Origin of the sequence: Wolbachia endosymbiont of Tettigetta isshikii, from assembly GCF_041154185.1 — a bacterium.
Taxonomy (GTDB): domain Bacteria; phylum Pseudomonadota; class Alphaproteobacteria; order Rickettsiales; family Anaplasmataceae; genus Wolbachia.
In genome coordinates this window covers 1-13,219 of record NZ_JBFTEN010000029.1, presented here as the reverse complement: position 1 = coordinate 13,219, position 13,219 = coordinate 1, and the positions used below count along the sequence as shown (strand labels likewise).

Below are 13,219 nucleotides of genomic sequence, written 5' to 3'. Positions count from 1 at the left end.
CCATAAGCTGCTTTGGTAAAGAGCCAAGGTAGTGAGCGTTATGGAAAAGGTGCAATTATGCGTCATGTGTGAAATAGAGAGGCGAATGAAAATGAACCATTGAAGAAGTGTCGAAAGGCTTTAAACGACGTCAAAACCAGTGGTTTCATCCTAACCTGGGATAAATCTACCGGAAACTTGTTTACTTGGTAGGCGGCGTCCGGCATAGAGGTGGCACGAATCTATTTTTGGCTATTGTGTAGAACTGCGAGAACCTGTTGTTTCGATGATAAGGTAGGAATCCAAGAAGCTAAACTTCAAGGATGAGAGTATAGATGCGGAAAACAGGGGCGGATTAGTTTGTAGTAGTGAAGAAGTCTCTGTAATGGAGATGGAGCGAAGGGACTGAGTCATTTGGATTTTAGTTATTTGTCAACCGAAATGGGAGGAGCAAATAATAAAGGTAGGTCTTTGATGTAAAGGCTAAAAATGACAAGAGCTGTGTGAATCTAGAGGTTCATGCACAGTTCTGTGAGGGGCTGGTGGGGAAGTTCCACCGGTCTGCTCGACCATCTTCTTACAGAAAAACTCTATAGTCAGCAGATTTCAATCAATAACAGCTAAATACCTCTCTGCAACGTTAATTTCTTTTATATCTGCAACCCTATCATCCTGATCGAACGAGATTTGCAGAGACTTGCTGCTATACTTCCTTTTTCCTAAGAAATTAGATTGTTTAATTTTATATGAGATATAATACAAAACATTTTCATCAAATTTAGATACTAATGTTGGCGACCCTAAAGTGTGAACCACTTTTTCTTTATCATCACCTACTTTTATCTTGTCCAACAATTCAACTCTAATGCCTGGAGCTCCGTGATTGTGAATAGTGTGTGTACAGCTTACTAGAAGTAGTAAAACAAGAAATATTAATGCTCGCATTTTTGTTGATAAATCGTTGTGAAATTACAATACACTAATAAACTACCTGTAGTCAAATTTTGCAAAAGTTAAATTGACTCATTTTCGATATCGCTTAATATAATATTTACTTCAGAAAACAATTAGGTGCTCTATGTCATTATTAAAAGCAGATCCAATATATAAGCCCTTCAACTACCCTTGGGCATATGATGCGTGGCTACAGCAACAAAGGATACATTGGATACCGGAAGAAGTTCCGCTTGCTGACGATGTAAAAGATTGGAAAACTAAACTTTCGAATGTGGAGAAAAACCTACTAACTCAGATTTTTAGGTTCTTCACTCAAGCGGACATTGAAGTAAATAACTGCTATATGAGGCATTATTCAAATATATTTAAGCCAACAGAAATATGTATGATGCTTGCCAGCTTTTCCAACATGGAAACCATACACATTGCAGCCTACTCATACCTTTTAGACACAATTGGCATGCCGGAAAGTGAATATCAAGCATTCTTGAAGTATGATGCTATGAGGAAGAAGTATGAATACATGTTAGAATTCGAGGAAAGTAAAAAACACGATAGAAAACATGTAGCTAAAACTCTAGCAGTATTTGGTGCATTTACTGAGGGATTGCAGTTATTTGCATCATTCGCGATTTTGCTCAATTTTCAACGTTTTGGAAAAATGAAAGGCATGGGGCAAATAATTGCTTGGTCAGCACGTGATGAAACCTTGCACACCAACTCGATTATCAATTTATTCAATACGTTTATTAAAGAGAATAATGAAATTTGGAATGACGAGTTCAAAGAAGAATTATATTCTGCATGTCGCACTATCGTTGGGCTTGAAGATGAATTTATAAAGCTTGCTTTTGATTTAGGGGACGTTGAAGGACTATCTGCAGAAGAGGTGCGCAATTATATACGCTATATAGCAAACAGACGGTTAACGCAATTAGGCTTGAAACCTATATATGATATTAATGATAATCCCCTTCCGTGGCTTGACGAAATACTAAATGGTGTGGAACATACGAATTTCTTTGAAAATAGAGTAACAGAATATAGCCGTGCAGCAACCCAAGGCACATGGGAAGAAGCTTTCGCTGAAAATGATACTGATGATAAAGAGCGCTAATTAGTCTCTTTGCTTTACCTGTATTATCCAAAACTTGACATTGAAACCCATGTAAATGGCACTAAGCTGAGAACAACCAGTCCTGTAAAATAAAAATTGACATGTCATTTATAGTATATAAAAATACTTATATAAATTTTAGGATACAAGATAAACCTAAAAAAACTGTAAGTATAAAAAGGAGCAAAGTGTTTGGTTTAAATTATTTAATGATGGTGGGGATAGCGGCGATAATAGGGGCTATAGTGAGCATTTTAATAGGTCTTGTACTCATTACATTGACCAGTCTTTCACCTCTGATAATAGGTGGAATCGTTGGTGGCATCTCCGTAGTACCATTAATTGCAGCTCTCATCACAACTCCTCCATCCGCAGGTCCACATAATCGTAATATGAGCGATTCACTAAAAGCAATTATGTACTTAGGTGGCTTATTTACTGGGAGCATTATAACTGGAATTGGTCTTGTTACATATGGCGCTACTCCAATAACCAAGGTAGATTCTTTATTGTCTTTATCAACTACAGCAAATTCTTTGTTATCTATATGGGTTATAGCACTATTATTTTCAATTGTAGCTGCAATTGGAATAGGTATTGCAATTAAGCTTGCCGGAGTAGTGAAAAAGTATATATCTAATAGACAAACAAAACCATCAGAGGAAGAACCTAGGCCTCCTCAACAAGTACCGGACAGCAAGTTGAGTGAGGTCAATGTAGATGAGCACACACAGACCTCAGCTACTAATTCACCACAGTAACCGCACCGTGGCAGTGTTTGTATTTCTTTCCAGAGTTACAAGGGCATTTGTCATTTCTTGAAACTTTGGGGAAACTATCCTTTTTAGTAGGGTGCAACCTATTACCTATTTCTTGGTTATCTGCTAGCTTAAAGTGTGCTAGGCGATGGATGGTAAGCTCCTTCCACTTTTTAAGCATCGACTCAAACATCAAGAAAGCCTCACGTTTAAATTCATTCAGTGGGTCCTTCTGCCCCATAGCACGCAAATTTATGCTTTGTCTTAGGCTTTCCAGAATTGAGAGGTGCTCCCTCCATAAATGATCAAGTGTCATGATCATCACTTGCCTCACTACTGTATTCCACAAATCTGTAGTTTGCTGACTATTAAAATATCTTTCCTTTTCGGTGAAGAACTCTTGCACTTTATTGTTTATGTAATCCAAAGCTTCTTGTTTGTTTAAAAACTTTGCTAAGTCTTCCTTATCAAGTGTTATTCCATATCTCATATAGAATTCCTTAGCTATATCTTCAACATAATCTTCGTAGTAACCAATTTGCACTATGCTTTCTATTATACTCTCATTTACTTCACTATACACTTCAAGTAAATCATTGATTTCATTGCCTAAAATATGATTTCTCTGCTTAAAAATAACTCTGCGTTGGTTGTTGATTACGTCATCAAACTTAAGCAGAGATTTCCGCATGTCATAGTTTCGAGCTTCAACTTTCTTCTGCGCTTTCTCAAGTGCCTTATTGATCCATGGATGATGAATAGCTTCGTTGTTCTTTAGCCCCACTCTTTGCAAAAAACTTCTCATTCTATCGGAGCCAAATATTCTCATTAAATCATCTTCAAGCGACAAAAAGAACTTAGAAAGTCCGGGATCACCCTGACGACCAGAGCGACCACGTAATTGATCATCTATTCTCCTGCTTTCATGCCTTTCGGTTCCAACCACACATAAACCGACAGCTTTTATAGCAATTTCCTTATCTTTTTTTACTCTTTTGACTATTTCTTGGTATTTTTTTTCTCTTTCATCAGCATTTTTTATCTTATTTAGCTCCACTTTTGCTATCATTTCAGCATTGCCACCAAGCTGAATATCAGTTCCACGTCCTGCCATATTAGTTGCTATAGTAATACTTCCTGGTACTCCAGCTTGCGCTATTATATAGGCCTCTTGTTCGTGATAACGAGCGTTTAGCACTGAGTGCTTAAGAGAATGGCTTCGCAAAAGCGCAGAAAGTTTTTCAGAGTTTTCAATACTAACCGTGCCAACAAGGACCGGCTGAAGGCATTTGTGACATTCTTCTATAAACTTCAACACAGCATTAAATTTTTCTTTTTCTGTGCCATAAATTTCATCATCAACATCTATTCTCTTTACAGGCACATTAGTTGGAATTTTTACTACATTCAGCTTATATATATCGCGAAACTCCTCTGCCTCTGTTGCTGCTGTTCCCGTCATACCAGAGAGTTTGTTATACATACGAAAGTAGTTCTGAAATGTAACAGATGCCAAAGTTTGGTTTTCATGCTGAATTTCAAGATTCTCCTTTGCTTCAAGTGCCTGGTGAAGACCATCGGAATATCTCCTGCTCTCCATCATACGTCCAGTAAACTCATCGATAATTACTACCTTACCATCCTTTACTATATAATCTTTATCAGCAGTAAACAGTTTATGTGCACGGAATGCTTGATCTATATAGTGAGTCATTATCATGTTGCCAGTATCATAGAGCGAGGAATTTTCAGGAATGAGATTGTATGACCTAAGCAGCTCCTCCACTCGCGAAATGCCATCTTCAGTGAGGAATACTGCCCTACTTTTTTCGTCTACCTCATAATCAGAATCAACTAATTTGGTTACTATTTTGTTTATGTGCTTATATATCTGATTGTTTTCCTCAACCGTACCGGAAATAATAAGCGGAGTCCGCGCTTCGTCAATGAGTATGGAGTCTACTTCGTCTACTATCGCGTAATTGAAGCCTCTTTGTACCATATCCTCTTGAGAAAATTTCATATTGTCCCGCAGGTAATCAAAGGCAACCTCGTTGTTTGTTGAATACACAATATCTGCACTATAAGCCTCTTTTCTCTCTTCATCTGTCAAATTATTCGTGATAAATGCAACAGAGACCCCGAGAGAATTGTATAATTTGCTCATCCATTCTGTGTCTCGTTTTGCAAGGTAGTCGTTGACAGTTACGACGTGTACGCCTTTGCCTTCTAAGGAATTGAGGTATGCAGCTAGAGTTGCAACGAGTGTCTTTCCCTCACCTGTTTTCATCTCTGATATCATACCACTGTGAAGCACCATTCCACCGATCAACTGAACGTCGAAGTGTCTCATACCAAGAAATCTTCGCGATGCTTCGCGCACAACCGCAAATGCAGGTACGAGAAGGTCATTTAGTCTTTTTCCATTTTTCAATTCTCGTTTGAATTCCTCAGTTTTGCCAGCAAGCTCCTCATCAGATAAGCTATGCATTTCCGGCTCTAGTGCATTTATTTGCTGAACAATTTTTCTGAAGGACTTTATTATCTTTTTGTTTGTTGACCCAAATATCTTTTTTATAAAAAGAAACGATAATATAAAAATGAAGAATATAAGAACAATTGTTAAAACTAACGTAGAATCTGACATAAACTTAAGTAACGTCCATTTAATATGAGATTATATTACTAAATGCAGCCTGCAGCAATTACATATTAGATTTAGAAAATCTTTGGAAAGTCTTATTTAAACCAAGAATTAAGAGTTTGTTCGGCAATTCCTATTCTTGAAGGCCTTCTATCAACATGTAAAGACTCTATTGCATTATTTTAGGTGTTTGTTAATCTTTAGATTAAATAAACTGATAGCAGCCTGTATGAGGTAACTAGTTATGCACGGTAATATCTACCAGCTAAAGGTATTGATGCTATTTTTGCATCGCGGAGTGCTCTATCAGCACTCTTTTCGCTTAGGTACAGAAATAGAAGAGGCCAGGAAATTCGATGGTTTAGTATTTAAATGTACATAAGGTAATAAGAAAGTATACCGCTTTCTGCAAGCTAAACATACACAAGATGAAGATAACAAGAAAATTGGAGTAGGGAACTTACTTACAAAAGATAAAAGTGGTGAGTTTGGATTAGCAAAGTATTTTATTTCTTACCTCAAGATCAAAAACAATCAAGATTTTGCAGATGGTAACCTGAAAGATTTTATTATCTGTACTAATATCGATTTTGATCTGGATCAAAGCACAGCACAAAACACAGTGAAGAAGTTGAAAATAAAAACTTTAGGACCTAACGAGGGAATAGAAATTTTAGTTGAAGTAATCGACACTAGTGATGTCTTTTTTAAAGATGGCGGCACTAGATATAGGTTCTTTTATACTGGCAATGACATTATTTCAATAATGCAGCCATTATTTAAGAGCGATGTAGAAGAAGTGATGGAAGAACTAGAAGAGGAGATAAAAAAACTCCAAAACAAACCAGATTAGAACTCAAAAAGGAAATTGGAAAGAAATCAGACGTGGCAACGCGAGTTTGGGCGAATGATGAATGAAGGTAGGTTGGAAGACAATATAAAAGAATTTTTTGATAAGTTAGTATTTGCAGTAAATCAGCATAATGAAATAAAACTAGCGGATATTATCAAAAGTGAGCTGGGTGAGCAATTTAATGATATTGACAGAAAGAATGTTTACGCCCGTTTTCAGGAGGAAATGCTAGATTGGTTGAAAGAAAAAGGGGGGGTTCTTACACATGAAGATGGAAGAGAATTCTTTCGTAAGATGAAAGAAGAAATCTTAGGGGGCTTTCGATTTGAGGTGAGAAATCCAGTAGGATCGTTTACTGGAAGAAAAACAGAACTAGAAAAACTGCACGAGTCAATACAAGAAAATCAAGGTGTAGCCACAGTAATATCGCAACTGGTTTCTATCTGTGGGTTGGGAGGAATAGGTAAAAATGAACTAGCCAGAAAATATATTGAAAAGCACAGTAAAGATTATGACAACAATATTATATGAATAAATGCTGCAACCTATGAAACCATGGTGCAGTCTTTTCTCAGATTAGCTAAAGGTCTTTTAGGTATTCCTACAGAAGACAGGGATATTGAATCTATTGTAAGAGATATATATGCTTTTTTTGCCAAGAGAAAAAGTCTCTTTGTTTTCGATAATGCAGAAAAATATAGAAGTGAAGGTCAAGATGCTGGTATTAGTCAATTTTTACCGTCCCACTTTTTATCATCTGATGATAATAAACCTAGTGTTCTGATTACCTCTCGCAATCAGAAATGTGGAGATATAAAGGCATTATCATTGGGTACATTTACTGAAACAGAGTCAATAGACTTCATTAGAAATGTGTTAGGCATAAAAGATGGGTCACAAGAAAATGAAATAAAGAGTTTAGCAGAAACATTAAAGCATTTTCCTTTAGCTCTGTAGCAGGCAGTTGCATACATAAAAGAGAGGGATATAGCATTAACGAATGTAGGCTTGAGGTTTGAAATCAGTGATTATTTAAAGAGGTATAAAGAGGAAGCAGAAAAGTTACTTGATTTTGAATTTCCTGAAGACAGCGACAATAGCTACACCGAGACAACTTTTATAACCTGGAGAATTACTATTAATAAAATCAAAGATAACCCAGAGTATGGTCAGCAAGCCAAAGAAATTTTAGATATCATCACCTATATTGCCTCTGACAATATTTCTGTAGAAATGTTTTTAGGATTAGAACGCAATAGAGAAAGGTTAGGTGATGCTATCCAACTACTTAAGCAATATTTAATGATCAACTCAGAAGAAGAGCAAAGTTCAGTCAACATTCACAGGTTAGTACAGCAAGTAACGAGGATAGAGTTAGAAAAACAAAGCAAAGAAAAAGTTGTAAAAAAGACTTTTGAGTTACTGGGAGAAAGTTTCCCTAACGATAGTGATAAATTAGAGGACTATGCTAAAAAAAAGACAATTACTGCCACATTTAGAAGCACTTTTATCACATATAGATGGTTGGCTAGCAAAAAATCCTTCAGAAAAACAAACAATAGAAAAGGATTATCTTGTAAATTTGTTAATATGGATGGGCGATGGATATTTTGATTTAGATCCTGGAAGACAAAAGAAGTCGCTTAAATGGACTTTACCTATCATCAAGGAACATCATGGCTCTGATCATTTTGAAGTTGCTACACTACTAGCAAATCTAGGTATAGCTTACGGTGCTTTAGGTAATCCTCAGGAACAAAAGGAGTTGCTTGAACGGGCTTTACCTATTCTTGAGGAGCATTATGGCTCCGATCATCCTAAAGTTGTTAAACTACTGGTAGACCTCGGTAATGTTTATAATGCCCTAGATGATCATCAGAAAGGACAAGAGTTGGTTGAATTAGCTTCATCTATCATTGGAAAACATTGTGACTCTGATCGTTTTTGAAGCCGTTAAACTATTCCCAGAACTGGATGATATTTAGGTTTTTAGCAACACTAGATTAATAACAACTCATTTGAGCTATACTTCTAAAACCAATCTGTTTGGATCTTCTATATAATTTTTTATTTTGACAAGGAAGGTTACTGCTCCTTTGCCGTCGACTATTCTGTGATCGTAGGAGAGGGCAATGTACATCATAGACCTAATTTCAATTGAGTTGCCAATAGCAACTGGCCTGTTTTGTATTGAATGCATGCCAAGTATTCCAGATTGCGGAGGGTTTATTATCGGGGTGGACAGGAGCGAACCGTATACTCCGCCGTTTGAAATGGTAAATGTTGCACTTTCCATTTCTGATACTTGCAGCTTGCCTTCTCGAGCTTTTTTGCCAAGAGCAGCCAAGGTCAACTCGATTTCAGCGAATGACATTTGGTCAGCATTTCGAATAACCGGCACAACAAGGCCTTTATCGGTGCCAACAGCAACGCCTATGTCATAGTAATGTTTATATACGATTTCATCGCCTGAGATTTCAGCGTTAATTTCAGGAATCTCCTTCAGTGATTGCACTGCTGCCTTTATAAAAAACGACATGAAACCAAGTTTTATTCCATATTTTTTTTCGAAAGTTTCTTTATATTTTGCTCTCAGATCCATTACATTCTTCATGTCGATCTCATTGAATGTGGTCAATATCGCAGCAGTGTTTTGCGATGCCTTCAAACGAGCAGCGATTACTTGCCTTATTTTGCTCATTTTTACTCGTTCTTCTCTTCGCTCCCCACTTGCTATACTTTTTGGCAGTTTGACCGCAGGCTGTTCAGCGCCTGTACTTTTGCTTATATGGCCTATTGCATCTGCTTTGGTTATTCTGCCTCCCATGCCAGTTCCTTCGACATTTTCTGCACTGATTGCATTTTCCTCCATAATTTTGCGAGCTGAAGGAGCATCTTTTTTAGCAGTTTTATCTTCTTGACTTATTTCTTCTTTTACCTCTCCTACGGAAAGTTTCGCTAATAATTGATCTGGGCTTATTACATCATTCTCTTTTACGAGAAATTCAGTTATTTGGCCTGAAGCTTCTGCGGTTAATTCAAGCGCTGTTTTGTCAGTTTCAATTTCAAAGATTAAATCATCTACTTTTACTGCTTCGCCAATATTTTTCTTTATTTTGACTATACCTTCCGTGACTGACTCACCACCTAGAGTTTTTGGTGCTCTAATTTCTATAATTTTGCTCATAAAACAACCTTCTGTATAAAATTACTATAATTTTATACATGAAAAGAACCGTATAATAAACTAATAAATTTTTTTATCATTTAGAAGTGAAAAACGGATAACATCCTCCTAAATACCACTCTAGGTATGTTCTACCAATAAAAACGGAAAAATTACTTGACAACCTTCGCCGTTACCCTTATCATAGTACTGAAGCTATTATTTATCTTTGATCTGTGCAGATTAAATGACAAAAAACTTAGCATATTTGGCGTCTCGTGTTTAATTTTTCGCACTATGTGCACTGCATGTCTTTTTAAAACTTCTGTTTTTCAAGCTGAAACGCGCTTATAAGTCGTTTAAGACATCAAAAACGCCAATGTTATAAGATAGATAGTAAATAACTAGCTACTCTGGTTTTGTTACCTTTTTTTCTATTTAGTAAATTTCTTAAATACTTATTACTAAAGTAGTATTCTAGATCTCAGTGTTAGCTACTTGGATGACAAGAAAAGGAAGTACTGGAATGACATCATTGTTGATTGGCAAAACGATGTCTTTAATTTATCCTATTACCATAGCAGTTATTAATGGCGCGTGCAAAAATATTGAGCATTAAAAGCTTTTAAAGTACAGTAACAATGTTAGTAATGGCACAATGTATGCATGATATAGAGTATATACGCAAAAATCCTGAGGAATTCGGAAAAGCGATGAAGAGCAGGGGAATTAAAAATTTTACTGTAGAAGAAATATTGGAAATCGATCATGAGAAAAGGTCATTAACCACTAAACTGCAAGATTTGAATAGGAAGCGCAATGAAATCACAGAAGAGATAAAGAAGCTCAAAATTAGCAAGAGCCCCTGTGAAAATGAGGTAGAAGCGTCAAGAAATATAACAAATGAGATAGAGGCAATCAGCTTAAAAGAGCAAACGAAGAAAGATAACTTAATGAATATCTTATCTAACTTACCAAATATCCCTGCAAAAAACGTGCCAATAGGTGAAGATGAGAGCTCCAACGTAGAAGTTAGAAAATATGGAGAGAGAAGAAAATTTGATTTTGTGCCAAAGTCTCATTATGAACTCGGAGAGGGGTTGGATTCGATGGATTTTAAGCAAGCAGCAAAAATCTCCGGGTCAAGATTTGCAGTATTGAAAGGACGGTTAGCTAAGCTTGGACGAGCATTAGTAAATTTTATGCTTGAAATGCATGTTAATGAATTTGGCTATACTGAGGTATATCATCCGGCTTTGGTAAAGAATGAAGCGATGTATAATGTTGGTCAGCTACCGAAATTTTCTGATGATTCATATTTAACTACCGACGAATTAAGATTGATTCCCACAGGTGAAGTGGTTCTAACAAATTTGGTTGCTGATAAAATAATAGAAGATAAAGAACTGCCAGTTCGTTTTACTGCATATTCGGAGTGTTTTCGTAAGGAGGCCGGTAGCGCAGGAAGAGACACGAGAGGCATGGTTAGGCAACATCAATTTGGTAAAGTGGAGTTGGTGAGTATCACAACTGAAAACCAATCAAATGATGAACTTGAGCGCATGACAAGTGTTGCTGAAGAGATATTAAAGCAATTGGAATTGCCATATAGGGTGATGCTGCTATGCAGTGGTGATATGGGCTTCGCCGCGCAGAAGACTTATGACATAGAGGTGTGGCTGCCTGAGCAAAATAAATATAGAGAGATATCAAGTTGCTCAAATTGCGGTGCATTTCAGGCAAGAAGAATGAACGCTAAATACTTTTTAGAGGCTGACAAGAAGGTGAAAAAATATGTTCACACTTTAAATGGCTCGGCTTTAGCTATAGGAAGAACGATTATTGCCATAATGGAGAATTATCAAAATCCTAACAGGTCAATTACAATACCAAACGTGTTGCAAAAATATATGAGTAATGATACTGTTATAAACAAATAATAGTTTTAACATACAAAAAACGAGGAAATTAAAGATGAAGGTTCTGGTTATAGGTTCTGGTGGGCGTGAGCATGCTTTACTTTGGGCTCTAAAAAAATCTCCTATCTTAACTGGGTTATATATCACTCCTGGTCGACGAGCTATGGAAAATCTTGGGGTTCTTGTGGATATAAATATCAGAAACTCAATTGATATCACACAATTTTGCAAGAGAGAAAATATAGAATTAGTTGTTATTGGTCCAGAGCAACCAATAATCGATGGGCTTGCTGACAACCTAGTTGCAGAGGGAATAAATGTTTTTACTCCAAGTCGAGCAGCTGCGAAGCTTGAGGCATCAAAGTCTTTCACCAAGGGGTTATGTAAACAATATGGTATACCAACTGCCAAGTATGAGTGTTTTGTCGATGAGGGATTAGCTAAAGACTTTGTATGCAGCAATAAAATAAAATTTCCACTTGTGGTGAAAGCAAACGGAATTGCAGCAGGGAAAGGCGTAATAATATGCAACACAGAAAACGAAGCTTTTTCGGCGATAGGTTCAATGTTGGTAGAGAAAAAATTCGGTGAATCAGGTGAAGAGATAGTCATAGAAGAATTTTTAGTGGGAGAGGAAGTAAGCTTTTTTGCTCTTGTTGACGGGTTGAAAGTGGCAACACTTGGATGTGCAAAGGATTATAAAAGAGCTAATGAAAACAATGAAGGTCAAAATACAGGAGGTATGGGGGCATACTCATCGCCTTCAATTATAAGTAAGGATATGGAGCAAAAAATTATCCAAAGAATAATATATCCGACAATTCAAGCCCTGACTAATATTGGAACACCTTATAAAGGAGTGCTCTTTGCTGGTTTGATGATTTGCAAGGATAGCCCTAAACTTCTTGAGTACAATGTTAGATTCGGTGATCCGGAGATACAATCTATTTTGCCTAGATTTGATGAAAATTGTGACTTATTAAAATTAATGTTATCAGTTGCAGAAGGAAAGTTGAGTGCCAAAACGGTGGAGCTTACTAACAAATCTACAGTTTGTGTAGTCGTTGCAAGTAAGGGTTATCCAGGTGATTATAAAACAGGAGAAATAATTAGGGGGTTGGATAAAATTGAGAGCATTCCCGGTATGCTGGTATTCCATGCTGGTACTCAGTTAGATGAAAGCGGTAACTTAGTTTCCGATGGCGGGAGAGTGCTCAATATAGTAGGGGAAGGAAGCAGTGTGGAAGAAGCTAAAAGTAAAGTGTACTCGGCACTGAACTTTTTAGAATGGCCAGGAGGTTTCTTCAGGTATGATATTGGTAGTTAACATTAGCTACCTAAGTGTCAGGACTTTTAAGTCGTCCTTTTTAAAGATATTTTAGTATACTAGATGTATTATTGGGTTAATAATAGAACTGGGGGGTTTATGGAAACGTCTGAATTAACTTTACTCGACTTGCAAAACTTTCTTGACAGCTTAAAAGGACATGTGCGCAGTGAAGTAGAAAAATATGTAGATAAAAGAGCAGAGGAAGTTAAAACGAGGTTGTAACATATATAATGTACAAGGTGTTAAATAACATGTTAGGCAACAAACCGCCAGCTACACCCGAAGTGAATAAATCTGACGAAGTTATACAAGTTGATGATGACTTAACGCAAAATCAAAAAGTTGTTAAAGCTCTTTTTATAGGAAAAACACTTATTGGAAAATATAAAGGAAAAACATTGTAAGTTAAAAACGTGATATAAAAGAGATAAGAGAGAAAGATAACCCTACTCACTATAGGAATAGAGTTATCATGGGCGTGTGCGACCGAGAAAAA

13 protein-coding genes are annotated in these 13,219 nt (G+C 36.7%); 10 read left to right on the top strand and 3 right to left on the bottom strand.

The annotated features are described in order from the left end of the window. Positions 1 to 585: 585 nt before the first annotated feature. Positions 586 to 924 carry an outer membrane protein assembly factor BamE gene (locus AB6N09_RS05270; RefSeq protein WP_411131886.1) on the bottom strand — a complete coding sequence of 113 codons (339 nt, stop codon included), beginning with the start codon at positions 922 to 924 and terminating at the stop codon, positions 586 to 588. Between the two features lie 133 nt (positions 925 to 1,057). Here AB6N09_RS05270 and AB6N09_RS05265 point away from each other — a divergent pair, with 133 nt between their 5' ends. Beyond that, on the top strand, positions 1,058 to 2,053 hold the full coding sequence (locus AB6N09_RS05265) for a ribonucleotide-diphosphate reductase subunit beta (RefSeq protein WP_411131885.1): 996 nt from the start codon (positions 1,058 to 1,060) through the stop codon (positions 2,051 to 2,053). Between the two features lie 101 nt (positions 2,054 to 2,154). Beyond that, the gene (locus tag AB6N09_RS05260; RefSeq protein ID WP_411131884.1) at positions 2,155 to 2,814 is read left to right on the top strand and encodes a hypothetical protein; all 660 of its coding nucleotides are present in this window, start codon (positions 2,155 to 2,157) and stop codon (positions 2,812 to 2,814) included. Here the strand turns inward: AB6N09_RS05260 and secA are convergent. Next, positions 2,798 to 5,458, bottom strand: a complete 2,661-nt coding sequence (gene secA / locus AB6N09_RS05255) for a preprotein translocase subunit SecA (RefSeq protein ID WP_411131883.1) — start codon at positions 5,456 to 5,458, stop codon at positions 2,798 to 2,800. The two genes, AB6N09_RS05260 and secA, sit on opposite strands and share 17 nt — an antisense overlap. A gap of 619 nt (positions 5,459 to 6,077) precedes the next feature. Here secA and AB6N09_RS05250 point away from each other — a divergent pair. Genes AB6N09_RS05250 through AB6N09_RS05230 form a run of 5 tightly spaced genes read left to right on the top strand, consistent with a single transcriptional unit; the run spans position 6,078 to position 8,256 of the window. Then, entirely contained in the window at positions 6,078 to 6,308 is a 231-nt protein-coding gene (locus AB6N09_RS05250; RefSeq protein ID WP_411131882.1) for a hypothetical protein, read from the top strand. Between the two features lie 15 nt (positions 6,309 to 6,323). Next, positions 6,324 to 6,839: a hypothetical protein gene (locus AB6N09_RS05245; RefSeq protein WP_411131881.1), complete on the top strand. Its 516-nt coding sequence runs from the start codon at positions 6,324 to 6,326 to the stop codon at positions 6,837 to 6,839. A gap of 24 nt (positions 6,840 to 6,863) precedes the next feature. Continuing rightward, positions 6,864 to 7,265 (top strand): hypothetical protein, encoded by a 402-nt coding sequence (locus tag AB6N09_RS05240; protein ID WP_411131880.1) that lies wholly within the window; start codon positions 6,864 to 6,866, stop codon positions 7,263 to 7,265. Positions 7,266 to 7,316: 51 nt separating this feature from the next. Continuing rightward, on the top strand, positions 7,317 to 7,922 hold the full coding sequence (locus tag AB6N09_RS05235) for a hypothetical protein (protein WP_411131879.1): 606 nt from the start codon (positions 7,317 to 7,319) through the stop codon (positions 7,920 to 7,922). Continuing rightward, a complete protein-coding gene (locus tag AB6N09_RS05230) occupies positions 7,903 to 8,256 on the top strand; it encodes a tetratricopeptide repeat protein (protein ID WP_411131878.1) in 354 nt (117 codons plus the stop codon). The genes AB6N09_RS05235 and AB6N09_RS05230 overlap by 20 nt, the downstream gene beginning before the upstream one ends. Before the next feature lie 75 nt (positions 8,257 to 8,331). On the opposite strand, the gene odhB is transcribed toward AB6N09_RS05230, so the two are convergent. Next, positions 8,332 to 9,495 carry a 2-oxoglutarate dehydrogenase complex dihydrolipoyllysine-residue succinyltransferase gene (gene odhB, locus AB6N09_RS05225; RefSeq protein WP_411131877.1) on the bottom strand — a complete coding sequence of 388 codons (1,164 nt, stop codon included), beginning with the start codon at positions 9,493 to 9,495 and terminating at the stop codon, positions 8,332 to 8,334. A 641-nt stretch (positions 9,496 to 10,136) separates the two neighbouring features. Between odhB and serS the strand changes: the two genes are divergently transcribed. The 3 genes from serS to AB6N09_RS05210 all read left to right on the top strand — a co-directional run bounded on the left by serS (position 10,137) and on the right by AB6N09_RS05210 (position 12,945). Continuing rightward, positions 10,137 to 11,414: a serine--tRNA ligase gene (serS, locus tag AB6N09_RS05220; RefSeq protein ID WP_411131887.1), complete on the top strand. Its 1,278-nt coding sequence runs from the start codon at positions 10,137 to 10,139 to the stop codon at positions 11,412 to 11,414. 34 nt (positions 11,415 to 11,448) lie between these two features. Continuing rightward, a complete protein-coding gene (gene purD, locus AB6N09_RS05215; RefSeq protein WP_411131876.1) occupies positions 11,449 to 12,720 on the top strand; it encodes a phosphoribosylamine--glycine ligase in 1,272 nt (423 codons plus the stop codon). 99 nt (positions 12,721 to 12,819) lie between these two features. Beyond that, positions 12,820 to 12,945: a hypothetical protein gene (locus AB6N09_RS05210; protein ID WP_411131875.1), complete on the top strand. Its 126-nt coding sequence runs from the start codon at positions 12,820 to 12,822 to the stop codon at positions 12,943 to 12,945. The last annotated feature ends 274 nt before the right edge of the window (positions 12,946 to 13,219 follow it).

Bases quoted from the DNA above. Each gene is read 5' to 3' on its own strand.
- AB6N09_RS05270 (WP_411131886.1), bottom strand. From the start codon at position 924: ATGCGAGCATTAATATTTCTTGTTTTACTACTTCTAGTAAGCTGTACA.
- AB6N09_RS05265 (WP_411131885.1), top strand. From the start codon at position 1,058: ATGTCATTATTAAAAGCAGATCCAATATATAAGCCCTTCAACTACCCT.
- AB6N09_RS05260 (WP_411131884.1), top strand. From the start codon at position 2,155: ATGTCATTTATAGTATATAAAAATACTTATATAAATTTTAGGATACAA.
- secA (WP_411131883.1), bottom strand. From the start codon at position 5,458: ATGTCAGATTCTACGTTAGTTTTAACAATTGTTCTTATATTCTTCATT.
- AB6N09_RS05240 (WP_411131880.1), top strand. From the start codon at position 6,864: ATGGTGCAGTCTTTTCTCAGATTAGCTAAAGGTCTTTTAGGTATTCCT.
- AB6N09_RS05230 (WP_411131878.1), top strand. From the start codon at position 7,903: ATGGGCGATGGATATTTTGATTTAGATCCTGGAAGACAAAAGAAGTCG.
- odhB (WP_411131877.1), bottom strand. From the start codon at position 9,495: ATGAGCAAAATTATAGAAATTAGAGCACCAAAAACTCTAGGTGGTGAG.
- serS (WP_411131887.1), top strand. From the start codon at position 10,137: ATGCATGATATAGAGTATATACGCAAAAATCCTGAGGAATTCGGAAAA.
- purD (WP_411131876.1), top strand. From the start codon at position 11,449: ATGAAGGTTCTGGTTATAGGTTCTGGTGGGCGTGAGCATGCTTTACTT.
- AB6N09_RS05210 (WP_411131875.1), top strand. From the start codon at position 12,820: ATGGAAACGTCTGAATTAACTTTACTCGACTTGCAAAACTTTCTTGAC.